This is a genomic window from Micromonospora sp. C81, from assembly GCF_018070425.1.
GTDB lineage: Bacteria > Actinomycetota > Actinomycetes > Mycobacteriales > Micromonosporaceae > Micromonospora > Micromonospora zamorensis.
In genome coordinates, this window is the sequence record NZ_JAGPXS010000010.1 from 82085 (window position 1) to 105588 (window position 23504).

Here is a 23504-nt window from a genome sequence, read left to right on the forward strand (position 1 = left end):
CTCGACCGACGCGGCCCGGCCTCAGCCCGGGTACGCGTTGGCGGGCAGCCCGGCGCCACCCGGCCGGAACGGGCCGGGCGCGTGCACGACGCAGGTCTGCGCGTACTCGGCCAGCCCTTCCTCGGCATACTCACGGCCGTAGCCGGAGCGCTTCACCCCACCGAACGGCGCCCGCAGCGACAGCCCGGTGCGGTTGTGCGTGTTGACGAAGACGAAGCCCGCCTCGACCCGACGGGCCAGCGCGAACGCCCGCTCCTCGTCGGCCGACCAGACCGAGCCGCCAAGGCCCAGCTCGTCGGCGTTGACCCGGGCCAGCAGTTCCTCCTCGTCGTCGTAGAGCAGGAGCGGCACCGTCGGCCCGAACTGCTCCCCGGTGATCACCTCGGCGTCGTCCGGTGCGTCCAGCACGAGCGTCGGGGCCACGAAGTACCCGCCGGCCAGGTCGGTGCCACCGTCGACAGTGCCCAGCGGTAGCGCCGTGGCACCCCGGGCGACGGCCGTCGCGACGATCCGCTCGACCCGGGCGACGGCACCGGCCGAGATGACCGGGCCCATGCTCACCCCCGGCGTGAGCGCGTCACCGACGCGCAGCACCTCCGCCGCGGCGGCCCGGTACGCCGCCACGAACTCGTCGCGGCGGCCGCGGTGCACATACAGGCGCTTGGCGGCCATGCACACCTGGCCGCTGGTGGCGAAACTCGCCAGGACCAGCCGGCGCATCGGCTCGGTGCCCAGGTCGGCGTCCGGCAGGAAGATCGCCGCGTCGTTGCCGCCCAGCTCCAGCACGACCGGTGTGGTCTGGGTGGCCGCGGTCGCCGCCACCTGCCGGGCCGCCACGCCGCCGCCGGTGAACGCCACCTTGCGCACCAGCGGATGCCCGACCAACGCCGCACCGGCGGCGGCGTCGCCGTGGACGACCGCCAGCATCCCGTCGGGCAGCGCCCCGGCGAGCAGGCGCAGCACCTCCGAGACCGCCAGCGGGGCCAGCGGCGAGGGCTTGACCACCACAGCGTTGCCGGCGGCGAGGGCCGGGGCCACCTTGAGCAAGGTGAGGATGATCGGCGCGTTCCACGGCGTGATCGCGGCGACCACACCGTACGGCCGGGGCAGCCGCAGCAGCCGACCGGCCGCGTCGTCGATCTCCCGATCCGCGTACGCCGCCGGGGCGTGCTCGACGACCCAGCGCAGGTACGTGCCGGCGAACCCGACCTCGCCGCGGCAGTCGGCGAGCACCTTGCCCGACTCCCGGGCCAGCAGCTCGGCCAACGGTTCGAGCCGCCCGGCGATCGCGTCGGCGCCAGCGGCCAGCGCAGCGAGCCGCCGCGCGATGCCGGTGGCCGCCCAACTGCGCTGCGCGGCGTCGGCCCGGCGGACCAGGGCGTCCACCCGCTCGGGCCCGCTGACACCGACAGTGCCGACCAGCTCGCTGGTCCTGGACGGGTTCTCCCGCTCGATCACCGCGCCGCGCGGGCCGTCGCCGGGTGCCGTCATGCCCGGGCCGCCGGCTGCCCGGCGTCGGGGCGCAGCGAGGCAATCATGGAGCTGCGCAGCAGGTACGCCCGGGCCGCCGCCGGATCCTCGGCCAGCGCGCGCAGGCCGGCCAGCTGCGCGGACCGCACCTGCGGATCGGTGGCCCGCATCCGGTGGTAGTTCTGGTCGGAGACCTCCTGCACGTAGGTCAGGGCGATCCGGCGCCGCTCGTCGGCCACCGCCGTCACCGCCCGGTCCAGCTCCCCGCCGTCCGGTGCCGGGCGGCCCGAGGCCAGCACCTGCGCGTAGGCGACCGCGTCGTGGATGCCCGAGTTCATGCCCAGCCCACCGAGCGGGTTGTTGACGTGCGCGGCGTCGCCGGCCAGCAGCACCCGCCCCTGCCGGAACGTCGCGGCGACCCGCTGGTGCACCCGGTACAAACTGGCGTGCGCCACCCGCCACGGCCGGCCCGGATCGGCGATGGCCCGCAGCCGCCCGTCGAGCCGGTCCAGCTCGTGCGCGTCAGGGGTGTCCTCGGGGGTGGGCAGCAGCACCCGCCAGTGGTCCGGCGTGCGCAGCAGCACCGACCACTCGACCGGGTCGAAGACGTAGTTGACGTACGCCAGCGGGCCGAGCAGCGCCGGCAGGTCCTCGTCGGTGGAGGCCACCAGGAACCGTTCGGGGTAGGTGATCCCGTCGAACGGCAACTCCAGCGCCCGCCGCACCGCCGAACTGGCGCCGTCGGCCGCGATCAGCCAGTCGCCGGCCACCTCCCGGCCGTCCTCGGCGACCGCCACCACAGCGCCGTCGGCCTGATCCGCGGCCTGTCGTACCGAGTCGACCGGCCAACCGAAGCGGACCCGGGCCGTCGGCTGCCCGGCCAGGTGCGCCAGCAGGATCACGCACAGCTTGGACTGCTCGCACTGCACCCGGTACGGGTACGGGGTGTCCTCGGCGAGCACCGAGAGGTCCAGCTCCGCGATCAGTCCCTCCCGGCGATCCCGGTAGGCGAACGTCGGCGCCACCAGCCCGCGCGCCAACAGGTCCGCGCCGACCCCCAACGCCTCGAGCATCTCCAGCGTCGGCGGGTGGAACGTGGAGGCACGGGACTCGGCGGCGAGGTCGTCACCAGCCTCCAGCACTGTCACCTCGCAGCCCCGGCGGGCCAGCGCGAGCGCCGCGGTCAGCCCGACCGGCCCCGCTCCGGCGATCAGCACGTGCATCAGGCGTACCTCCGATCGAGAGTCAGCGCATCGTCCTGGCCGACCAGCGCGGTGAACGACGACCAGGCGAGCCGGGGCACCGCGTCGGCGTGACCGTGCCGGCCGATCGCGGCATAGGCGGCGGCAGCCGCGCACAGCGCGGCCAGCATCGGCGCGACCGGGTGCAGCACGACCCGGACCCCGAGCGCGCCGAGCACGTCGTCGGGCGGGAAGGCGCGCACACCAGCCGCCTCCGAGCGATTCACCACCAGGGGTACGCCGGGCAGCGCGGTACGCACCGCCGCCAACTCCTCGGCGGTGTCCACACCCTCCAGGAAGACCGCGTCGGCGCCGGCGTCGGCGAACCGGCCGGCCCGCTCGATCGCCTCGTCGAGGCCGGCCACCGAGTAGGCGTCGGTGCGGGCGATCAGCACCAGGCCGGTGCCCGCCTCGGCGATCGCCCGGATCTTCGCCGTCGCACCCGCGATGTCCAACAGCTCCTTGCCGTCCAGGTGGCCGCAGCGCTTCGGGCTGACCTGGTCCTCCAGGTGCAGCCCGGCGACGCCGGCCGCCGCGTACCGCTGGGCGGTCCAGACCGCGTGCAGCGGATTGCCGTAGCCGGTGTCCGCGTCGGCGATCAGCGGCACGCCGGCCAGCGCCGGGACGACCCGGGCGGCCCGCTCCGCGACGTGTGTGCCGTGCAGGTATCCCAGGTCGGGAAGGCCCAGCTCGACCGCGGCGCAGACCGCACCGGACAGGTGCACGACGCGGTGCCCGGCCCCGGCGGCCAGCGCGGCGGTGAGCGGGTCGTGTACGCCGGGGGCGTGCACCGGCGACGGGCCGCCCAGCAGCGCCCGCAGCACGTCGGCCGGGCGTGCGGTCGCCGCGCCGCCGGCCGTGATCGGGGGCGAAGCCTGCGCCGGGGCGGTCTCGCCCGGGGTCATGACCGGCCGTGCAGCGCGAAGCCGCCTTCGACGCCGACGACCCGCGGGTTGGTGAAGAACCGCAGGGTCTCGGCGGTGCCCTCCTCGCCGTAGCCGGACAGCCCGAACGCCGGGCGCGGGCTGAACAGGTGCAGGCTGAGCACCGAGGAGCCGTTGACCTTGACCTCACCGGCCCGGATCCGGCGGGCCACGGCCAGCGCGGCCTCCTCGTCCGCGCCGAGCACGTACGCCTCCAGCCCGTACGACGTGCCGTTGGCCAGCGCCACCGCCTCGTCGACGGTGGCGTACGGGTGCACCGCTGCCACGGGCCCGAAGATCTCGTCGCCGGTGAGCGCGGCGGCGATGCCGGTGACCAGCGTCGGGGCGAGGAAGTTCCCGCCGGCCAGCGGCCCGGCCGCCGGCAGCGTGGTGCCGGTGACAGCGGTCCCGCCGTGGGCCAGCAGGTCGTCGCGGGCGGCCACCACCCGGGCCAGGTGCCGGGAGTGCACCAGCGGACCGAGGTCGGTCGCGGGGTCCAACGGCGCGCCGGCGACCAGGCCGGCGAGCCGGTCGGCGATCGCGGCGACGATCTCGTCGTGCCGGTCGGCGGGCACGATCAGCCGACCCAGCGCCCGGCACCACTGCCCGTTGAGGGTGCTGAGCAGGTCGACCGCGGCCCGGGCGACATCGGCGGCGTCGGCGTCGGGGAGCACGACCAGCGGGTTGTTGCCGCCGAGCTCGAGCTGCACGGGCTTGATGTCGTAGGCGCAGGCTGCCGCGACCGCCCGCCCGGCGGCGAGCCCGCCGGTGAAGGAGACCGCCCGGATCCGGGGATCGCCGACCACTGCCGCACCGGCCTCGGCCCCGCCGTGCACGAGCTGGAACACCCCGGCCGGCACGCCAGAGGCGGCGAGCGTGGCCCCGACGACGGCGGCGAGCCGTTGGCTGCCGTGCGGGGCGTACTCGCTGGGCTTGAGGATCGTGGGGCAGCCCGCGGCGAGCGCGTTCGCGACCTTGTGCGCGGCCATCGGCGCGGGCGCGTTCCACGGCACCACACAGGCGGCCGGACCCCAGGGCAGTCGTTCGGCGTACGCGATCCGGCCGTCCTCGCGCTGGAACTCCTGGCTCTGCGGGCCCTGCCGTAGCTGGGCGGCGGCCAGCCGGAACGAGCCGCCGAGGATCACGCCCAGCGGTGTGGTCTGCCGGATCGGCACGCCGGTGGTCGCCGACTCCAGCGCGCAGATCTCGGCCGCGACGCCCTCGACCGCCTCGGCGACGGCGTCCAGTACGTCGGCGCGATCAGGGGCCGGAAGCGCGGCCCAGCTCCCGGCCTCGTGCGCCGCCGACGCGGCGGCGACGGCGGCCTCGATCCGGTGCGACGGCGTGCCGGCAGCGGGTCGCCGCACCGCACCGGTCGCCGGATCCTCCAGGTCGAACCCGAGCGGTGCGTCGCTGGGCGTCCAGACCCCGTCGACCAGGTCGGCGAGATCGGGCAGGTCCGGCTGGGTCACCCGGCCACCGCCGCGAACAGGTCGTTGGACCGGTCGCTGGTCACCGAACTGGCCGCCTCCAACCGGCCGCGCTCCGGCGGGAACGTCATCACCAGTCCCATCGCCAGATCGCGCAGCGCCCGGCCGACGGACCCGTTCATGGTGGCGCCGGACGTGCCGGACGCCTTGAGCGCGCCGACCGCCACGTCGAAGCACGCCTCGCAGATCGAGCCCTTGGCCAACCGCCACTGCCGGTAGACCTCGGCGTGCGGGCGTAGCGGCGGCTCACTGGTCTCCAGCAGCAACTGGCGGCGCAGCCAGAGGTACGCGGTCTCCAACCGTTCCGTCATGTCGCCGATGATCACCTGGTGCATGGGGCTCTCCGCAATCGGCCGACCGGTGTCGGCGAAGGTCTTCTGGGTGAGGCTGGTCAGCGTGTCGTCGTAGACACTCTGCGCCGCACCGACGTAGACCGCCGTGATGGCCAGCTGGTTGCCGACGAAGCTGCCCCGACTGCACTGCAACATCTTCACGAACGCGCCGGGCACGGTGAGCGCCTCGTCGGCCGGAATGAAGACGTCGTCGAGCCGGATGCCGTGGTTGGCCGAGCCGCGCATGCCGATGCCGTCCCAGGCCGGCCGTGAGGCGACCCCGGCGGCATCGCGGGGGACCAGGAACAGGGCCAGCCCGTCCGCCGTCTCGTGCCCGGCGAGTCGGGCGGTGACCAGGTAGGTGTCGGCGACGCCGGTGGCGCAGCCGAACGACTTCTCGCCGGTGAGCGACCAGCCGTCGACGCCGTCGCGGCTCGCCGGCGTGGCGGTGGTGGAGATGGCGATGTTGGCCGACGAACTCTTCACCGCCTCGCTGGCGAAGTTGGCCAGCCATACCCCACCAGCCATCCGGGTCAGCACCTTCTCAGCGAAGGCCTGCACGGCGGGGACGTCGGCGTCGTCGAAGAGGCCGCGCTCGATGGCCTCCAGCGGCAGCAGACCACGGGAGGCGCTGGTGTTGTGGAAGAAGAAGGCCAAGGCCGTCGACGGGCACGCGCTGCCCATGGCGAAGGTGGCGGCGGCGAGGTCACGCAGGCCACCGCCGAGACCGCCGTACTCCTGCGGAACCACCAGGCCGAGCAGCCCGGCATCGCGCAGCAGCGCGACGTGCGCGGCGGGGAACACCCCGTCGGCGTCGGCCTGCGCGGCGGCGGCCCGCAGCGCGGGCAGCACCTTCTCGACTCGGGCCGCGCGATCCTGCTCGGCCGGGGTGAGGTCGTCGATGAGCCGTCCGCCGGTGGACATGTAAGTCACTCCTCTGGTTTGTTGGCGGGGAGCCGGGGACAGGACACCCCGAGTTGCCGGGCGAGAAAGACCAGGTCGCGGGTGCGCAGGGCGCTCGCTCGACCGCTGAGGGTGGTGTCGAAGCCGGTGACGCCGCTCTTCATCGCGACCATGGCGTTGACCAGGCCGAGCCCGCGCTGGGGCCGCAGCCGCACCCGGAGTGAGGCGCGGCGGGCGCGTACCGTGGCGTCGGCGAGCACGGCCCGCACCTGCACCGGGCTGGCGTCGGCCTCCTCGACCAGGGTGACGGCGGTGTGCCCGGCACGCAGCAACTGGTCCAGCTCGGCGAGGGTGGCATCCTCGCCGCCGGGCCGGAAGGCGTCGGCGATCATCGGGCCGGGGGTTGCCCGCACCGTGAAGCCGGCCGTCACCAGGGTGTTCGCGCGCAGGCGGGAGAGTCGGCCCCCGATCGCGATGTCGATCTTCTCCGGCAGCGGGTCGGCGAGCTGACTCCACGCGCTGGAGTGGAACAGCAGCGGGGCACCGACCCGGGGGGTGCTGGCCGCGAGCACCTCGCCGACGAAGATCGTGTGGTCACCGCCGGGATAGGCGTGCACGACCCGGCAGTCCAGCCAGGCGGTCGCGCTGGCCAGGAGCGGGCAGCCGGTCTCGGCGTGCGCCCAGTCCAGCCCGGCGAAGCGGTCGGTGACCTCGGGACGCATGCCGGCGAAGCGCTGGCCGATGCCGGCCTGGCCCTTGCCGAGAAAGCTGATCGCGAAGACGCCGGCCCGCTCCACCAGGGCGTGGCTGGGAAGGTGGACGCCCAGGCAGACGGAGACCAGCGGCGGGTTGAGGCTGACCGACGAGAACGAGCTCGCGGTCATGCCGTGCCGCTGGCCGTCGATGACCGTGGTCACGACACCGACGCCACTGGGCCACTGGGCAAGGGCCGAGCGGAACGTGATGCTGTCGACCGACACTGGCAGGTTCTCCGTTTCGCATGAGGAAACGTCGTTACCAGAAACGTAACGAGGGGTGGTGGCCCGTGTCAACCGCCGATCGGTCCGGGCGCCTCGCCGCCGAAAATCGGTGACCCGCTCAGGACACGGTGTTTCGCTAGGTGAAATCGAGCGCCCTACACTGCTCTGGAGACGGACGCACGAACAGCGCTGTGGAGGCCCAACCATGCCCAGTCGGACATCGGAGGCGAAGGCACCGGCCGCGGAGGACGGCGAGGGCCAGTCCCGCTCGATCGCGGCGGTCGAGCGGGCGATGGACGTGCTGCTCTACTTCGGGCGCAGTGGGCGCCCGGACCTGGGCGTCACCGAGATCGCGACCGCGCTGGACCTGACCAAGGCCGCCGTGCACCGTATCCTCACGGCGCTGCGCAGCCGGGAGCTGATCACCGTCGACCCGAGCACCCGTCGCTACGCGCTGGGCCACGCAGCCGTCACGCTCGGCCGGGCCTACCTGGCCCGCACCGACCTGCGCGCGATGGCCGGCCCGGAGCTGCGCGGGCTGGCGGCCGAGACGGGCGAGACCGCCACGCTGTCGCTGCGCCGGGGCGACACCCGGCTGTACGTCGACCAGGTGGTGCCCGAGCAGGAGCTGCGGCTGGACGTCAACATCGGCATCCCGTACCCGCTGCATGCCGGCAGCTCGTCCAAGGCGTTCCTGGCCTTCGTCGACGACGACGAGCTCGACGTCTACCTGGAACGGCACCGGCTCGACGAGATCACCGACCGCACCATCACCGACCCGGCGAAGCTGCGCAAGGAGTTGGCCGCCATCCGTAAGCGCGGCTACGCCACCTCGCGCGGCGAACGCCAGCCCGGCGCGACGTCGATCGCCGCACCGGTCTACGACCACGACGGGCACGTGGTGGCGGTCGTCAGCGTGGCCGGGCCGGTGGGGCGGTTCAAGCCGGACTCGCCCGAGCTGGCGAAGTCGCTGCTGAAGGCGACCGGCCGGATCTCCGCCCAGCTCGGCTACAGCGGCGCCTGACCGACCTGCCCGGGTCACAGCGCCGCGAGCGGCTTCAGCACGCCGAGCGCCGCGGCCGCCAGCACGCTGCCCCAGATGCCCCACACGTAGGGTAGGCAGCCGTCGATCGCCCGCCGCATCGCGCGCTCCACCTCCGGCGTGGAGCCGGTCGTCATCAGCGCGCCGAAGGCCGGCCCGAACGGGCGCAGGGTGAGCCGGATGCCCAGTCCGCAGGCGATCGCGATGCTGTAGAGCAGGATCTTGCCGCCCAGCCACCTCGGGTTGGTGTCCACGCCGAACGGTGCGGCGGCGAAGAGCGTGTAGAGCGCGGTCCCGGCCAGGCCGGCGATCAGCACGATCCGGACCGTCCAGTCCGCCCGGCGTACCCACCGACGGTGGCCCGGGCGGTGGTGGTCGGAGATCGTGGCGGCCAGCCACGCCGCCGCGAACACCCAGACCAGTGCGACGATCGGCCAGCCGAACGGGTTGATCCCGAAGACCCGCGCGCCGTGCGGGTCCAGCGCCATCAGCGTGACGCCGCTGGGCAGGAAGAGCACCAGGCAGATCTTGGGCCCCAGGTCGAGCCCGCCCATGATCTTCAGCGCGGTGGCCCGGGCGGCCGGCGTGAGGTCGGGCTTGAGGACGAACCGGCTCGACCAGAAGACCCCGAGATCCCCGCCCAGCCAGAAGACGAAGAGCACGATGTGCAGCAGAATCCACCAGCCGTGCGGGTGCGGTCCCATGGGGCCTCCTTGACGTCTCGACCACTGATGGAAACACTGTATCCGTAGCCGAAACAATGGCCGCATCGCCGGAGCATTGTCGAACGGAAGGGCGCGAAGCCGTTGAGGTCGTACCTGTACGTGCCCGGGGACGCGCCCGACAAGCTGGCCAAGGCGGCGGGGCGCGGCGCGGACGCGGTGATCGTCGACCTGGAGGACGCGGTGCCGCAGGCCGGCAAGGACGCCGCCCGCTCGGCGGTCGCCGCCTTCCTGCGCTCCGCACCACCCGGGGTCGCCTGGTGGGTGCGGATCAACCCGGGCCGGTTGGGCCACGTCGACGCGGCGACCGTCGTGGGGCCGGGGCTCGCCGGGCTCTGTGTGGCGAAGGCCGAGTCCGCCGCCGAACTGGTCGCCCTGGACGAGGTGCTCGGCGCGGCCGAGTCGGCGGCCGGGTCGCCGGTGGGCACGACCCCCGTGGTGCCGCTGCTGGAGTCGGCGGCGGCCGTGGTCGCGGCCCTCGACATCGCCCGCGCACCCCGGGTACGGCGGCTGCAACTCGGTGAGGCGGACCTGCGCGCCGACCTCGGTGTCACGCTCGGGCCGGACGAGCGGGAACTGCTCTTCGTCCGCTCGCAGGTGGTGCTGGCCAGCGCGGCGGTCGGCATCGAGCCTCCGGTGGGGCCGGTCAGCACCGACTTCCGGGACCTGGTCGCGCTGCGCGAGTCGACGATGGCGCTGCGGCGGCTCGGCTTCGTCGGCCGGGCCTGTATCCACCCTGCGCAGGTCGCGGTGGTGAACGAGGTGTTCACCCCCGCACCCGACGAGGTGGCGACGGCGGCGGACCTGGTGGCCCGCTTCGACGCGGCGGTCCGCGACGGCGTGGGAGTCTGCCTCGACGCACAGGGCCGGCTGGTGGACGAGGCGGTGGTCCGCTCCGCCCGGCGCCTGCTCGCCCTGGCCGTGTAGACGCCCACCCGGGACCCGGGCACTCGCCGGCACGGGCGGCTGCGGGTGACCGGGGTGTGACGCGGCGCTGGTCGTGGCCGCGGCACACCCCGTCGCCATCACATCCCGTCGCCGGACCAGGGGCCGCGCGAACGGGACCGCACCGGCAGGGTGGAGATGACCGGCGCCTCGTCGTGCTCGTGGTAGTTGGTCGCCGTGCCGCCCCACTTGACCCACTCGTCGGTGGTGTACCAGTTGATCAGCTCGCCGTCCGACCGGATGATCCAGTCGATGTCGGTCTCGGCGACGAAGTGGCCGTGCTTCACCCCCGCCGGCCGGAAGCAGTAGGTGCCCTCGTCGATGTCGCCGAAGTTGTACGCCATCTTCCCGCCGAGCGTGTAGAACTCCTCATAGCAGGGGTGGTGGGCCAGCCGGTGGTCGCTCCAGCCCTTGTGGGCCCGGATCAGGCGGGTGTAGAAGTTGGTCACCGGGTCGCGGTGCAGCAGCTTGATGTAGAGCGGGGTGATCGGCCCGACCGTCGGGGCGGCGGTCCACTCCATGTCGTTGGAATCCACCACCGTCACCTCGCCGACGGCGGACTCCCACCGCGCTGAGGCCGGGCTCCACTGTGCTTTCCCGACGTCGAAACCGCAGTCGCCGTACTCGCGCCAGTGCAGCACCGACGAGCCCTCGCGGATCTTGATCCAGTCCATCGGCACGCCCCGGGGCACCTGAAGATAGCCGCCCGGGCCGATCTCCTGCCCGCCGTAGATCAGCGAGCCGGACCGCACGAAGAACTCGGTGTCGGCGTGCGGCACGCCGGGCCCGCGCCCCCAGTCGCTGTCGAACCGCAACGCCAGCGAGGACGATCCGTCCTCCTCGTCTGTGGAGAGCCGGCGTTCGTGGACCCCGCCCTCGCCGTGCGGCAGCTCCCCGACGTGCCAGATGTAGTCATTCTCGTGAATCAGTTCGACGTGCGCTCGCACCCGCTGCTCCTCACTTCGCGTTTCAGGGTCTTCCCGGCGGCGTTTGCGGGCGGCGCCCCCAGCCGGAGGTGCAGGGCGCCAGGCAGCCGGCGATGGTGAGATCGGCGCCGTCCGGGACCAGCATGGCTGCAATGGAAACACTGTTTCCACGGACACGGCAAGCCCCGCAATGTTCCCCCTAGCGAAACGGTGTATCCAACGCATACGATGCGTCGAATGAATGGTGCCGAGCTGTCCGCCACCCCCGGCGGCACCGCGCGCGGCGGCAGGCTCGATGCCGACTACGCCGGTGCCGGGTTCGCCCGTCGGCTCGGCTGGGGCACCCGGCCCGCGCTCGTGCTGGTCGACCCCGTCGCCGCGTACGCCGTACCCTCGTCGCCGCTGTTCCTGACCTCCGCGGAGGCCGCGCTGGCCGCGATGGCCGCGCTGGTGGCGGCGGCCCACGCGGCCGGGGTTCCGGTGGCTTTCACCGCGGTGCGGTACGCCGACGAGTCCTGCGCCGAAGCACCCCTGTTCGCCGCGAAGGTGCCGGCGCTGACCACGTTCGCCGCCGGCAACCCACTCGGCGACTTCCCGACCCAGATCACGCCCGCCCCGGGCGATCACATCGTGTACAAGCACTACGCCAGCGCCTTCGCCGGAACCGCCCTGGCCGCCTGGCTCACCGCGGCCGGCGTCGACACGGTGGTGCTCGGCGGCTTCTCCACCAGCGGCTGCGTCCGCGCGTCGGCGGTGGACGCCCTGCAACACGGGTTCCGCCCGATGGTGGTGCGCGAGGCGTGCGCCGACCGCGATCCCGGCCCGCACGAGGCCAACCTCTTCGACCTCGACGCCAAGTATGCCGACGTGGTGCCGCTGGCCGACGCGGTCGCCCGGTTGGTCGGCCACTGACCGGACCCGTTCTCCCGACTTGAGTGGGCAGGAGCAGTCATGCGTAAGGCAGTCATCACCGGCAGCACCAGGGGGATCGGCTTCGCGCTCGCCCGCGAGCTGCTCTCGCGGGGCCACTCGGTCGTCGTCTCCGGGCGCTCGCGGACGGCCGTGGACGACGCCGTCGCACGGCTGCGCCCACGGGCCCTCACGGCAGCGACGGTCCACGGGTTCGCCGTGGACGTCACCGACGCCGAGCAGGTCGAGCGGATGTGGAGCGCCGCGGTCGACGCGCTGGGTGGCGTCGACCTGTGGATCAACAACGCCGGTGTCGCCAACACCACCCGGCCGATCGTCGACACCGCGCCGGAGGACGTCCGGACGATGGTCACCACGAACATGCTCGGCACCGTGTACGGGTCGCAGGTCGCCGTCCGCGGCATGCTCACCGCCGGCGGCGGCCAGGTCTTCAACGTGCTCGGCGGGGGCAGCGACGGCCGGATCCGCCCCGGCATGGGGGTCTACGCGGCCACCAAGCGTGGTCTGGACTCCTTCACCCGGGCACTGGCCAAGGAGGTCACCGGTACCGGCGTGCGGATCGGCCAGATCCGCCCCGGCATCCTCATCACCGAGGGGTGGCTGCGCGAAGCCGCCGCCGCGCCGGAGCAGGTGGCGCAGCAGCGCAGGTGGCTGAACATCCTGTGCGACCACGTCGACGACGTCGCGCCGTACCTGGTCGAACGAATGCTGACCAGCACCAGGAACGGCGACGCGATCGCATGGCTCACCACCGGCCGGATGACCCGCAAGGTCCTCATCCCCGGCAAGCGGGACGTCCTCGCCCGCTACGGACTCTGACCGGGGCCGTCATGCACATCAATGACTCAGGGAAGGACGGCACCGGGTGAAGGGTGTGCAGCTCAACATGGCCGCCGGGATCCGCGAGTTCGGCCGGGCCACGCCGGGCCGGGTCGCGGTCGTCGACGGCGACCACGCCGTGACGTTCGGCGCGCTCGACGAGCGCTCCAACCAGCTCGCGTCCGCGACGCTCGCGCACGGCATCGCCCCCGGTGAGCGGATCGCGGTGCTGAGCAACAACCGCTACGAGTACTTCGAGATATCGGCGGCGATGGCCAAGGCCGGCATCCCGACCGTGCCGCTGAACACGAAGAACAACAGCTCGGACAACGCCTACATCCTCGCCCACTCCCGGGCGAGGGGGATCATCCTGGCCGATGAGCTGGCGGGCAACGTCGACGGCCTGCTCGACGACCTGCCGCTCGTGCTCAGCTTCGCCGGCGAGGTCGGCCAGCGGTACGAGACGTTCCTGGGACAGGGCCGCGCGGTCGATCCGCAGATCCCCGTCGATGAACTCGACCCGTTCTGCATCACCTACACGTCCGGCACGACCGGGCGGCCCAAGGGCGTCCTGCTGACCCACCGCGGACGGGTCCTCACCGCGTTCGGAGTCGGGCTGGACTACGGGCTCGGCCCCAACCGCAGCACGATCGCCGTCGCACCGATGTACCACGGCGCGGGGTTCGCGTTCGCCTACACCGCCCCGATGCTCGGCGGCTCGTGCAGCGTGCTGCCGACCTGGGATCCGGAGCGGCTGTTGGACCTGATGGTCTCCAGTCGCGCCTCCACGGTGTTCCTGGTGCCCACGCACGCCCAGCACCTCCGCCGGTTCTGCGAGGAGCCGGCCGCCCGGTACGACCTGTCGGCGCTGCGGACGCTCTACTTCAACGCCGCCGCGTTGCCGGTCGCGCTGAAGGAGTGGGTGATCGCCGCGTTCCCCGGCGTCGACGTGCACGAGCTTTACGGCTCGACCGAGTGCTCCATCGTCACCAACCTGCGCCCCGAGTTCGCCCTGGAACGGGCCGGCAGCGTCGGGCATCCCTGGTTCTGGAACGAGATCCGGCTCAAGGACGACGACGGCAACGAGGTCGGGCCGGGTGAGCCCGGCGAGCTGTTCGCCCGCTCGCCGCTGCTGCTGGCCGGGTACCTCGACGACGAGGAGGCCACCCGGGCCGGATACGACGCCGACGGGTTCTTCTCCGTCGGCGACGTGGCCGTGCGCGACGAGGAGGGCTTCATCACCATCTTCGACCGGAAGAACGACATGATCATCGCGGGCGGGGTCAACATCTTCCCGCGCGAGATCGAGGAGGTCATCGCCCGCCACCAGCCGGTCGACGAGGTCGCCGTCATCGGCGTGCCCGACGAGGTGTACGGCGAGCGCATCGCCGCGTTCGTGGTGGGCCGCCCAGGGACGCGGATCGACGTCGGAGCCCTGGAGGGCCACGTCCGGCAGCACGTGGCGCGTTACAAGGTGCCCCGCGAGTGGCACGTCGTCGACGCGTTGCCGCGCAACCCGAGCGGCAAGATCCTCAAGCGGACGATCCGCGACGGGTACCTCGCGCGTTGTCAGAAGGAGATTGACTGATGGGGCTCAAGCAAGGCTGGACCGGGCGGTTCTTCGAGGACTTCGAAATCGGAGACGTCTACCAGCATCCGCTGGGACGCACCGTCACGGAGACCGACAACACCTGGTTCACGCTGCTGACCATGAACACCAACGAGATGCACTTCAACGCCGAGTACGCCGCACGGTCGGAGTTCGGCAAGCCGCTCGTGGTGTCGACGCTCACGGTGGCCATCGCGGTCGGGCAGAGCGTCACCGACCTGACCCAGAACGCGTTCGCGAACCTCGGCTGGGACGAGATCCGGATGACCCACCCGGTGTTCGCCGGTGACACGCTCTACAGCGAGTCACTTGTGCTGGAGAAGCGCGAGTCCGCGTCCCGCCCGCATGCCGGCATCGTCACGGTGCGCACCCGCACGCTGAACCAGCACGGCGACGAGGTCTGCTCCTTCAAGCGCACGTTCTACGTGTACCGCCGGGGCGCCGAACAGCTGGAAAACCTCTTCCCGGTGGGGAAGTCCCCACTCTCCCTCGACGGCGACAGCAAGGAAACGGCATGAGGCTCACGTACCAGCCGTGGGGGGAGACGCTCGCGGAGCTGGCCGACGCCGGGCGCCGGGCGGAACGCGCGGGCGCCGAGGTGCTGTGGGCCTCGGAGCTGCACCGGAGCGCGACCGGCACCGCCGCGGCCCTGGCCGGGGCGACGTCGACCGCACGGATCGGCACCTCGATCGTCCTGGCGTTCACCCGCAGCCCGATGATCACCGCGCTGGAGGCGCTCGACCTGGACGAGCTGTCCGGTGGCCGGTTCGTGATCGGCCTCGGCTCCGGGGTGCGCCGGCTCAACGAGCAATGGCACAACGTGCCGTTCGGCAAGCCGGTCGGTCACCTGCGCGAGACGGTCTACAACATCCGGCTGTTCTGGGACGCCTGCACCACCGGCGCCGAGATCCGTGCCGACGGCGAGTTCGAGCCGATGCACATCCGCGGTTACGAGCGGCCGTACGCCGTTCCGGAGCGGCCGATCCCGGTGTACCTGGCCGCGATGGGCCCGCTGATGACCCGGCTGGCCGGCGAGATCGGCGACGGCTGGATCAGCCACGAGCTGTGCTCACCCGGATACTTGCGGGAGCACATCCTGCCCGACCTCACGCTCGGCATCGACCGCGCGGACGGCAAGACGCGCCACGACGTCGACGTCGTCGTCTCCGCGTGCTGCTCGGTGGCCGCCGACCCGGCGCTCGCCCGCCGCCGCGCCGCCGGTGTGGTCGGCTTCTACGCCACGGTCCGCACCTACGCCGACTTCTTCGCGTTCCACGGCCTCGCCGAGGACCAGCAGGCCGTCATCGACGCGTTCCGGGCCGGTGCCGGCGCGGACCACCTCGCGGGCAGCGTCAGCGACCGGATGGTCGACGCGCTCACCATGGCCGGCACCCGCGACGACGTCGCCGCCCGGATCGCGGCCTATGACGGCATCGCCGACACCGTGAAGCTGAGCCCGCCGACCCACGGGCTGCCGGCCGTCGAGATCCGCGCGGCCCAGGACGAGATCATCGCGCTGATCGGTGAGCTGACGGGAGCGACCACGTGAGACCGCTGGAGGACCTGCGCATCATCGCGGTCGAGCAGTACGGTGCCGGGCCGTTCGGCAGCGTGCACCTGGCCGACCTCGGCGCCCAGGTCATCAAGATCGAGGATCCGCGGGCCGGCGGAGACGTCGGCAGGTACGTGCCGCCGTACGCCGAGGACGAGGACTCGCTCTTCTTCGAGACGTTCAACCGCAACAAGCGCAGCGTCTCTCTCGATCTGGCTACCGCCGCCGGGCGTGGCGTCTTCGAACAACTCGTCGCGGTCTCCGACGTCGTCTACTCCAACCTGCGCGGGGACGTGCCGGAGAAGCTGCGCATCCGGTACGACGACCTCAAGCACCTCAACCCGCGCATCGTGTGCGTGTCGCTGACCGGGTTCGGGATGACCGGACCGCGCAAGCAGGAACCCGGCTACGACTACGTGTTGCAGGGTCTCGCTGGCTGGATGGAGCTGACCGGTGAGCCGGACGGACCGCCCACCAAGTCCGGACTGTCACTGGTGGACTACTCGGGCGGCTTCGTGGCCGCGATCTCGCTGCTGGCCGGGGTGCACGCCGCCCGCCGCGACGGCGTCGGGATGGACTGCGACGTCAGCCTCTACGACACCGCGGTGTCGATGCTGACCTATCCCGCGACGTGGCACCTGAACGCCGGGTTCCAGCCGGCCCGCACACACCACTCGGCCCACCCGTCGCTCGTGCCGTTCCAGGCGTTCGAGGCCAAGGACGGTTGGATGGTCGTCGGCTGCGCGAAGGAGAAGTTCTGGGCCCGGCTGTGCCAGATCGTCGGCCACCCGGAGTGGGCCGAGGCCGGCTCGCCGTACGCGACCTTCGCCGGCCGGCGGGAGCAGAGCAGCGACCTGGTGCCCCGGTTGGAGGCGATCTTCCGGCAGAAGACCGTCGACGACTGGCTCACGCGGCTCTACGCCGGGTCGATCCCGTGCGGCCCGATCAACGACGTCGGCGCGGCCCTGGCGGACGAGCACACCGCCGCCCGGAACCTCGTGGTTACCACCGACCACCCCCGCTACGGCGAGGTACGGCAGCTCGCGTCCCCGGTGCGGGTCGGCGACGAGACGCCCACCTACCGCCGGGCACCGCAGCGCAACGAGGACCTGGCACTCGTCACCGAGGAGATCCTGGGCCTGGACGCGCAGCAGGTGGTGGCGCTGCGGGCCGCCGGCGCGTTCGGCGATGCCGAGCCGGCACACGGCGCGAACACCCCTGACAGCCTCGACACCACAGCCACGTCACGATGATCGCCGAGGAGCTTGCCGAGTGGGGCACGGGCCGCGTCGAAGTGCCGGCCGCGGTCCGTGCCGCAGCGCTGCGGCACCTGCTCGACGGGGTCGGAACGGCGCTGGGTGGGCTGCGCGCCAGCCCGATGACGGGGGAGCCCGGTGGGCGGTCGCCGATACCGGCCGTCGTCGTCGCCCTGGGACTCGGCGGGCCGCCGGAGGCGACGATCATCGGGTCGCGGGGCCGGGTCGGTGCGCCGGCCGCCGCGCTCGCCAACGGCACCCTCGTGCACGCACTGGACTTCGACGACACCCACGCCGGCGGCCTCGTGCACGCCACAGCCGTGGTGCTGCCGGCCGCGTTCGCCGTCGGCGAGCAGGTCGGCGCGCCCGGCCGGGCCGTGCTCGAGGCCGCCGTCGTCGGCTACGAAACCGTGTGCCGGGTCGCCGCCGCCGCGTCGCACGGCTTCCACGCCCGCGGGCTGCACGCCACGATGGTGGCTGGCGTGTTCTCCTCGGCGATCGTCGCGTCCCGGCTGCTCGGCCTCGACGCCGCGCGGACGACCGACGCGCTCGGCATCGCCGGCAGCCAGGCCGGCGGGCTCCTGGCGTTCCTGCACAGTGGAGCCTCGACGAAGCAGCTGCACCCGGGATTCGCCGGGCACGCCGGCATCCTCGCCGCCCGGCTGGCCGCGGCCGGGGCCGGCGGCCCCGCTAACGTCCTCGACGGCCCGCACGGTGTCTACGACGCACTGGCCGCCGGCGCGGTCGACCTCGCGTCCATCACCGCCGAGCTCGGCACACGCTGGGAGACCACCCGGATCGGCATCAAGCCGTACCCGGCGTGCCAACTCTCCCACGCCGCGATCGACGCGGTCCGCGACGCGGTGCGCCGCGGCGGTGTCCGTTCCGTCGACGTCGCCTCGATCGACGTCGACGTTCACCCCGACTCGGTGCCCACGGTCTGCGACACCCGGCGGGACCTGGCGCGACCGGCATCGCCGTACGCGGCGAAGTTCTCGCTGCCGTGGAGCATCGCCGCCGCCGTCGTCGACGGTGACCTGACCACCGCAACGTACGAGCCGGACTCGCTCGGCCGACCCGAGGTGGAACGCGTTGCCCGGCTGGTGCGTTGGCACGTTGCCCCCACCGGCGGCCCCGCAGCCGACGCGCCCGGCACCGCCCGCATCACGCTCGTCGACGGCTCGGCCGTTCCCGGCAGCGTGCCACGCAGCGCGGGTGGCCCGGACAACCCGCTGACCGACGAGCAGCTCGTCGCGAAGTTCCACGGCAACGCCGGTGGCGACACCACAGACGTCATCGACCTGCTGTCCCGTCTCGACGAGCTGGACACCATCGAACCGCTCATGGCGGCGCTGGCCGCCGCCGGTACAGGCAGGGACCGCCCGTGACACCACACGCCATCAAACCGCCCTCCTTCCGCTGGTTCCCGTACGACGGCTTCACGTTCTGCCTCGGCCTCGCCGAGGGCGACGCGGCCTGGACCTCCGGCCACACCTCCGCCGCGTTCGACGAGGCCGTCGGCAGGATGACGGTCACCGGGGACATGGCGGCGCAGGCGCGCACCGCGTACGAGAAGGTGCTGACGATCCTGGCGGCCGCCGGGTTCGGGCCGCAGGACGTCACCCGAATCACCGAGAACGTGACGGTCGCCGGGCTCGCCGAGTACGGGGCGGCCGCGGCGGTCCGGGGGGAGGTCTTCGGCGACCACGAGCCCGTGCTGCGGACGGTCGTCGTCGAGCGGCTCGTGCGGCGTACCGCGCTGCTGGAGGTCGAGCTGCACGCGGTCCGCGGCGGCGGCGAGGTGCTGGCCGCCAGCGAGCCCCGGCCGGCCGGCACCTGGCAGGCCTCCACCGTGCGGGCCGGCCACGACGGTGCGGTGTACCTACCGACGATGGTCCCGGTCGACGCCACCGGCGCCGTGGTCCACCCGGGGGACTTCGCCGCGCAGTACGCCTACTGCCTGGACCGGGCGGGCGACCTGCTCACGGCGGTCGGGCTGTCCCTCGACGCGGTCGTCACGACCTACGACTACTCGACGCCGGAGACCCGCGACGTGTACCGCCGGACGCACCGCGTGCGGCGGGAACGCCTCGGCGGCGCCGGCGTCTACCCGGGCGCGGGCGGCATCCTGATGAGCCGGCTGCACCACCCGGACGCGCTCGTCGCGATCGACGTCACCGCGTCCCGGCACCCCCTGGAACTGGTCAACCCCGGCTGGTCCCGCTACGACACGCTCACCTACGCACCCGGGGTCAGGGCCGGCCGGACCCTGTACATGTCCGGGTTCGCGGCGCTGGACATGCAGACGCAGCAGGCCCTGCACCCCGACGACATCGTGGCGCAGGCCGAGGCGACGTACGGCGCGATCCTGCACCTGCTGCGCCACGCCGGCCTCGGACCGGAGCACCTGCTGGAGACGACCGAATACTGCGTCGAGTCCGCGCTGTCGGCGTACCGGGGCGTGGCCGGCGTGCGGGAACGGCTACTCAGCCCGCCCTGGCCGGCGTCGACCGGAGCGATCTGCAAGGCCCTGCTGCGCCCCGAGTTCCTGCTCGAGGTGTTCCCGACGGCGCTGTACCCGGTATCAGCGCCGCGCGGCGTGGCGGAGGAGACGGCATGAGCCTGCTGACCGACGACCTGCGTGCACTGCTGGGCACGAGGAAGGTCTACACCGCGCCGGAACCGCTCGGCGCCGCGGCCGGCCGGTACTTCGGCATGGCCGTCGGCGACGACAACCCGCTCTACTCCGACCCCGAGTTCGCCCGCGCGCAGGGCCTGCCGGGCGTGACCGCCCCACCGACGCTCATCTGCGAGACCAACCAGTACGCGAACCTCCCGATGGACAGCGACGGCTATGCCGGGCACTCCTGGCACCTCGACCTCCCCGGTACCCGCCAGGTCCGCGGCGGCAACAGCTACACGTTCCACCGCCGCGTACGCCCCGACGACGTCATCACCGCGAGCTGGGAGATCCACGACCTGACCGAGAAGCGGACCCGCACCGGTGCGGACATGCTCGTGGTCTTCTCGCGCGCGACGTACACCAACCAGGACGGCGAACTGCTCGCCGTCAACGAGGAGACGATCATCCTGGTCAGCCTGGACGGTGCCGCATGACACCTCCGGTGCCACCGAACGTCGGGGCTGCGCTGCCCATGCTGGAGCGCACCATCACGCTCACCGACATGGTCGCCTACGCCGGCGCGACCTGGGACTGGTACCGCCTGCACTACGACAGCGAGTTCGTGGCCGCCGCGCGGGTCCCGGGCCCGGTCGTGGACGGGCAGGTGTTCGGGGCGCTCTTCGTCGAGCTGCTGCAGGACGCGCTCGGTCCGCGCTGCTTCGTGCACGAGCTGTCGTTCACGTTCCGGAACCTGATGTTCGCCGGCGAGACCGTGCGGTGCGAGGCGACAGTGGTCGAGGCCGGCGCCGACCGCGTCCGGGTCGAACTCTCCGCCACGATCCTGGCCAGCGAGTACGGCCCGCAACGGCCCGCCGCCCGCCCTGCCCACGCGACGGTCCTGCTGGGCACGGCCGACGGGCCGGGCGCGCAGTGACCGGCGTGGCGATCGTGGGCGCGGCCGAGTGCGACCTCGGCAGCACCGGGAAGTCCACGCTCACGCTTCAGACCCAGGCCGTCACCCGGGCGCTCGCCGACGCTGGGCTGACCCTCGCCGACGTCGACGGACTGGCCACCACCGGAGTGTCCCGCTTCTCCACCACACAGCTCGCCGAGTATCTCGGGCAGCAGCCCCGCTGGGTCGACTCGACGTTCGTCGGCGGGTCGGCCGCCGAGATGATGGTCGCCCGCGCCACCCAAGCCATCGACGCCGGCCAGGCGTCCACAGTGGTCATCAGCTTCGCGTCGAACCAGCGCTCCGCGCGCTCGCGCAGCCTCGGCGGGATCGTCGAGGAGCACACCCCGGAGGCCCAGTTCGAGGCGCCGTACGGCCCGTTGTACCCGCTGTCGTACTACGCGATGGCGGCGCAGCAGTACTTTCACCGGTACGGCGGCACGCGGGAGAAGCTGGCCGAGATCGCGGTCGCCGCCAGGGAGTGGGCGCTGCTCAACCCGGCCGCGTTCCGCTACGGCGCCGGGCCGCTGACCGTCGACGACGTGCTCGCCGCGCCGATGGTCTCCAGCCCGCTGACCGTCGCCGACTGCTGCCTGGTGACCGACGGCGGCGGAGCGGTCGTGCTCACCACGCTCGACCGGGCCCGCGACCTGCGGCACCCGCCGGTACGGGTCCTCGGGTACGGCGAACGGTCGACGAACACGTCGATGACCGCTGTCGAGGACCTGACGGTCACCGGCGCGCGCGAGTCCGGCCGCGAGGCGTTCGCCCGGGCTGGCATCACACCGGCTGACGTGGACGTGCTGGAGGTGTACGACTCGTTCACCATCACGGCCGCGCTCAGCATCGAGGCACTGGGCTTCTGCGGACCGGGGGAGGTGCTCGACTTCATCTCCGACGGCCGGATCCGTCCCGGCGGTGAGTTGGCGCTGGACACCTCCGGCGGTGGCCTGTCGTACTGCCATCCCGGTCAGTACGGGGTGCTGCTGCTGGTGGAGGCGGTCCGCCAACTGCGCGGCGAGGCGGGAGCCCGGCAGGTGCCCGACGCCAGGGTGGCCGTGGCGCACGGCACCGGCGGGATCCTGTCCACGCACGCGACGGTCGTGCTGGGGGTGCGGTGATGCACGTGCCGCCACCCGACGACGTGACGGCCGGCTGGTGGGACGCCACCCGGGAGCACCGCTACACGCTGCAGACCTGCGGGTCCTGCGGGCACGTCCAGCATCCGCCGCGTGCGCTGTGCACCGGCTGCTCGTCGATGGTGGATCTCGGGTTCGTCGAGGCCTCCGGCCACGGCGTCGTGGACACGTTCACCGTGGTGCACCGGGCACCCGTGCCGGGGGCTGCCGTGCCGTACACGATCGCCCGGGTCCGGCTCACCGAGGGACCACTCGTGCTGTCCACCCTCGAAGGGCAGGACTGGCGGATCGGTGACCCGGTCCGTGTCGGTTGGCTCGACCTCGACGACGGCCGGGCGCTGCCGGTCTTCCACCGCTGACGGAGGCTACCCATGGACTTCACGCTCACCGAGGAGCAGCAGGACTTCCGCGCCCTGCTCCGCACGTTCGTCGACCGGGAGATCATCCCGGTCGCGCGGGAGTGGGAGCAGACCGGGCGGTACCCGACGGAGATCGTGCGGGGGATGGCCGAGATGGGGCTGTTCGGCATCACCGTGCCCGAACAGTACGGCGGCCTCGACCTCGACCCGGTCTCGTTCGCGCTGGTGTTCGAGGAACTCGCCCGCGGCTGGATGGGCATCGCCGGCATCCTCGGCAGCCACTCCCTGGCCTGCCGGATGATCGCCATACACGGCACCGAGGAGCAGAAGCAGGCCTACCTGCCCGACCTCGCCACCGGCGCCCGGCGGAGCGGCATCGGCCTCACCGAGCCGGACGCCGGCACCGACCTGCAGGGCATCCGCACCACCGCCCGTCTCGACGGCGACCACTACGTCGTCAACGGCACCAAAATGTGGATCACCAACGCGCGGTACGCCGACCCACTGCCGGTGCTGGTCAAGACCGACCCGCACGCCACGCCCGCGCACACCGGCATGAGCGTGCTGCTCGTCGACGCGACGCTGGACGGCTTCCAGGTCCTGCGGGACATCCCGAAGCTCGGCTACAAGGGCACCGAGTCCTGCGAGATCCTCCTCGACAACGTGCGGGTACCGAAGGACCGGTTGCTCGGTGGCGTCGAGGGCGTCGGCCTCAAGCAGGCGTTGTCCGCCCTGGAGTGGGGCCGGGTCAACATCGCCGCGCGGTCGGTCGGCATCGCGCAGCGCGCCCACGACGAGGCGCTGGCGTACGCCCAGCAGCGCAAGGCGTTCGGCAAGCACATCGCCGAGTTCCAGGCGATCCAGCTCAAGCTCGCCACCATCGCGATCCAGCTCCAGGCCGCCCGCCTGATGGCGTACTGGGCGGCCGACGCGGTCCGGCGCGGTCGCGCCGACGGGCAGACCGGGATGGCCAAGGTGTTCTGCTCGGAGGTGGCCCTCGAGGCCGCGATCGACGCGATGAAGGTGCACGGCGGCTACGGCTACTCCACCGAGTTCGAGGTCGAGCGCCTCTACCGGGACTCGATCCTGATGAGCATCGGCGAGGGCACGAACGACATCCTGCGGACCGTCGTCGCGAAGGCGCTCGTACGCGGCGACCTGACTGTCTGACACTCCCACCAGGGCGTTCGTCGTGCCCGGCCGACGACCGCCGAGGCGCGGAGCGGCGGTATGGGGGTCGTGGCAGGTGGGCCCGGTGGCCCACTCCGGGCGGGAGGATCGGTGACGGACC

General features: G+C 72.7%; 23 protein-coding genes. 15 read left to right on the forward strand and 8 right to left on the reverse strand.

All coding sequences use genetic code 11. The annotated features are described in order from the left end of the window. Nucleotides 1–21 precede the first annotated feature (21 nt). The 6 genes from KBX46_RS18080 to KBX46_RS18105 are packed head-to-tail and all read right to left on the reverse strand — an operon-like array spanning nucleotide 22 to nucleotide 7339. Complete coding sequence (locus KBX46_RS18080) at nucleotides 22–1491, reverse strand: aldehyde dehydrogenase family protein (RefSeq protein ID WP_210793356.1); 1470 nt, start codon at nucleotides 1489–1491, stop codon at nucleotides 22–24. Continuing rightward, on the reverse strand, nucleotides 1488–2693 hold the full coding sequence (locus tag KBX46_RS18085; RefSeq protein WP_247667741.1) for an NAD(P)/FAD-dependent oxidoreductase: 1206 nt from the start codon (nucleotides 2691–2693) through the stop codon (nucleotides 1488–1490). Before KBX46_RS18085 ends, KBX46_RS18080 begins: the two co-directional genes overlap by 4 nt. Continuing rightward, nucleotides 2693–3616, reverse strand: a complete 924-nt coding sequence (locus tag KBX46_RS18090) for an oxaloacetate decarboxylase (RefSeq protein WP_210793357.1) — start codon at nucleotides 3614–3616, stop codon at nucleotides 2693–2695. The genes KBX46_RS18085 and KBX46_RS18090 overlap by 1 nt, the downstream gene beginning before the upstream one ends. Next, nucleotides 3613–5106: an aldehyde dehydrogenase family protein gene (locus KBX46_RS18095; protein WP_308159574.1), complete on the reverse strand. Its 1494-nt coding sequence runs from the start codon at nucleotides 5104–5106 to the stop codon at nucleotides 3613–3615. The genes KBX46_RS18090 and KBX46_RS18095 overlap by 4 nt, the downstream gene beginning before the upstream one ends. Beyond that, nucleotides 5103–6380, reverse strand: coding sequence for an acyl-CoA dehydrogenase family protein (locus tag KBX46_RS18100; RefSeq protein ID WP_210793358.1), 1278 nt, complete (start codon nucleotides 6378–6380; stop codon nucleotides 5103–5105). Before KBX46_RS18100 ends, KBX46_RS18095 begins: the two co-directional genes overlap by 4 nt. Before the next feature lie 5 nt (nucleotides 6381–6385). Continuing rightward, a complete protein-coding gene (locus KBX46_RS18105; protein ID WP_210793359.1) occupies nucleotides 6386–7339 on the reverse strand; it encodes a flavin reductase in 954 nt (317 codons plus the stop codon). A gap of 205 nt (nucleotides 7340–7544) precedes the next feature. Here KBX46_RS18105 and KBX46_RS18110 point away from each other — a divergent pair, with 205 nt between their 5' ends. Beyond that, nucleotides 7545–8363: an IclR family transcriptional regulator gene (locus tag KBX46_RS18110; RefSeq protein ID WP_210793360.1), complete on the forward strand. Its 819-nt coding sequence runs from the start codon at nucleotides 7545–7547 to the stop codon at nucleotides 8361–8363. A gap of 14 nt (nucleotides 8364–8377) precedes the next feature. Here KBX46_RS18110 and KBX46_RS18115 read toward each other — a convergent pair whose 3' ends face one another. Then, on the reverse strand, nucleotides 8378–9085 hold the full coding sequence (locus KBX46_RS18115; protein ID WP_210793361.1) for a hypothetical protein: 708 nt from the start codon (nucleotides 9083–9085) through the stop codon (nucleotides 8378–8380). Nucleotides 9086–9187: 102 nt separating this feature from the next. Here KBX46_RS18115 and KBX46_RS18120 point away from each other — a divergent pair, with 102 nt between their 5' ends. Further along, entirely contained in the window at nucleotides 9188–10030 is an 843-nt protein-coding gene (locus KBX46_RS18120) for a CoA ester lyase (RefSeq protein ID WP_210793362.1), read from the forward strand. A 98-nt stretch (nucleotides 10031–10128) separates the two neighbouring features. Here KBX46_RS18120 and KBX46_RS18125 read toward each other — a convergent pair whose 3' ends face one another. After that, the gene (locus KBX46_RS18125; protein WP_157743911.1) at nucleotides 10129–10995 is read right to left on the reverse strand and encodes a DUF4437 domain-containing protein; all 867 of its coding nucleotides are present in this window, start codon (nucleotides 10993–10995) and stop codon (nucleotides 10129–10131) included. Nucleotides 10996–11211: 216 nt separating this feature from the next. Between KBX46_RS18125 and KBX46_RS18130 the strand changes: the two genes are divergently transcribed. The 13 genes from KBX46_RS18130 to KBX46_RS18190 are packed head-to-tail and all read left to right on the forward strand — an operon-like array spanning nucleotide 11212 to nucleotide 23383. Further along, nucleotides 11212–11886: an isochorismatase family protein gene (locus tag KBX46_RS18130; protein ID WP_210793363.1), complete on the forward strand. Its 675-nt coding sequence runs from the start codon at nucleotides 11212–11214 to the stop codon at nucleotides 11884–11886. Between the two features lie 39 nt (nucleotides 11887–11925). After that, nucleotides 11926–12723 carry an SDR family oxidoreductase gene (locus KBX46_RS18135; protein ID WP_210793364.1) on the forward strand — a complete coding sequence of 266 codons (798 nt, stop codon included), beginning with the start codon at nucleotides 11926–11928 and terminating at the stop codon, nucleotides 12721–12723. 46 nt (nucleotides 12724–12769) lie between these two features. Beyond that, nucleotides 12770–14311 (forward strand): class I adenylate-forming enzyme family protein, encoded by a 1542-nt coding sequence (locus KBX46_RS18140; protein ID WP_308159576.1) that lies wholly within the window; start codon nucleotides 12770–12772, stop codon nucleotides 14309–14311. Continuing rightward, a complete protein-coding gene (locus KBX46_RS18145) occupies nucleotides 14311–14850 on the forward strand; it encodes a MaoC family dehydratase (RefSeq protein ID WP_088947019.1) in 540 nt (179 codons plus the stop codon). The genes KBX46_RS18140 and KBX46_RS18145 overlap by 1 nt, the downstream gene beginning before the upstream one ends. Further along, a complete protein-coding gene (locus KBX46_RS18150) occupies nucleotides 14847–15881 on the forward strand; it encodes an LLM class flavin-dependent oxidoreductase (protein WP_088947020.1) in 1035 nt (344 codons plus the stop codon). Before KBX46_RS18145 ends, KBX46_RS18150 begins: the two co-directional genes overlap by 4 nt. Further along, nucleotides 15878–17137, forward strand: coding sequence for a CaiB/BaiF CoA-transferase family protein (locus tag KBX46_RS18155; protein ID WP_210793365.1), 1260 nt, complete (start codon nucleotides 15878–15880; stop codon nucleotides 17135–17137). The genes KBX46_RS18150 and KBX46_RS18155 overlap by 4 nt, the downstream gene beginning before the upstream one ends. Beyond that, on the forward strand, nucleotides 17134–18528 hold the full coding sequence (locus KBX46_RS18160) for an MmgE/PrpD family protein (RefSeq protein WP_210793366.1): 1395 nt from the start codon (nucleotides 17134–17136) through the stop codon (nucleotides 18526–18528). Before KBX46_RS18155 ends, KBX46_RS18160 begins: the two co-directional genes overlap by 4 nt. Beyond that, the gene (locus tag KBX46_RS33135) at nucleotides 18525–19760 is read left to right on the forward strand and encodes a RidA family protein (RefSeq protein WP_210793367.1); all 1236 of its coding nucleotides are present in this window, start codon (nucleotides 18525–18527) and stop codon (nucleotides 19758–19760) included. The genes KBX46_RS18160 and KBX46_RS33135 overlap by 4 nt, the downstream gene beginning before the upstream one ends. After that, the gene (locus KBX46_RS18170; RefSeq protein ID WP_210793368.1) at nucleotides 19757–20257 is read left to right on the forward strand and encodes a MaoC family dehydratase N-terminal domain-containing protein; all 501 of its coding nucleotides are present in this window, start codon (nucleotides 19757–19759) and stop codon (nucleotides 20255–20257) included. The genes KBX46_RS33135 and KBX46_RS18170 overlap by 4 nt, the downstream gene beginning before the upstream one ends. Then, entirely contained in the window at nucleotides 20254–20697 is a 444-nt protein-coding gene (locus tag KBX46_RS18175) for a MaoC/PaaZ C-terminal domain-containing protein (protein WP_210793369.1), read from the forward strand. The genes KBX46_RS18170 and KBX46_RS18175 overlap by 4 nt, the downstream gene beginning before the upstream one ends. 5 nt (nucleotides 20698–20702) lie before the next feature. Then, nucleotides 20703–21836: an acetyl-CoA acetyltransferase gene (locus KBX46_RS18180; RefSeq protein WP_308159577.1), complete on the forward strand. Its 1134-nt coding sequence runs from the start codon at nucleotides 20703–20705 to the stop codon at nucleotides 21834–21836. Further along, nucleotides 21836–22213, forward strand: coding sequence for a Zn-ribbon domain-containing OB-fold protein (locus KBX46_RS18185; protein ID WP_210793371.1), 378 nt, complete (start codon nucleotides 21836–21838; stop codon nucleotides 22211–22213). Before KBX46_RS18180 ends, KBX46_RS18185 begins: the two co-directional genes overlap by 1 nt. Before the next feature lie 12 nt (nucleotides 22214–22225). Further along, a complete protein-coding gene (locus KBX46_RS18190) occupies nucleotides 22226–23383 on the forward strand; it encodes an acyl-CoA dehydrogenase family protein (RefSeq protein WP_088947027.1) in 1158 nt (385 codons plus the stop codon). Nucleotides 23384–23504 lie beyond the last annotated feature (121 nt).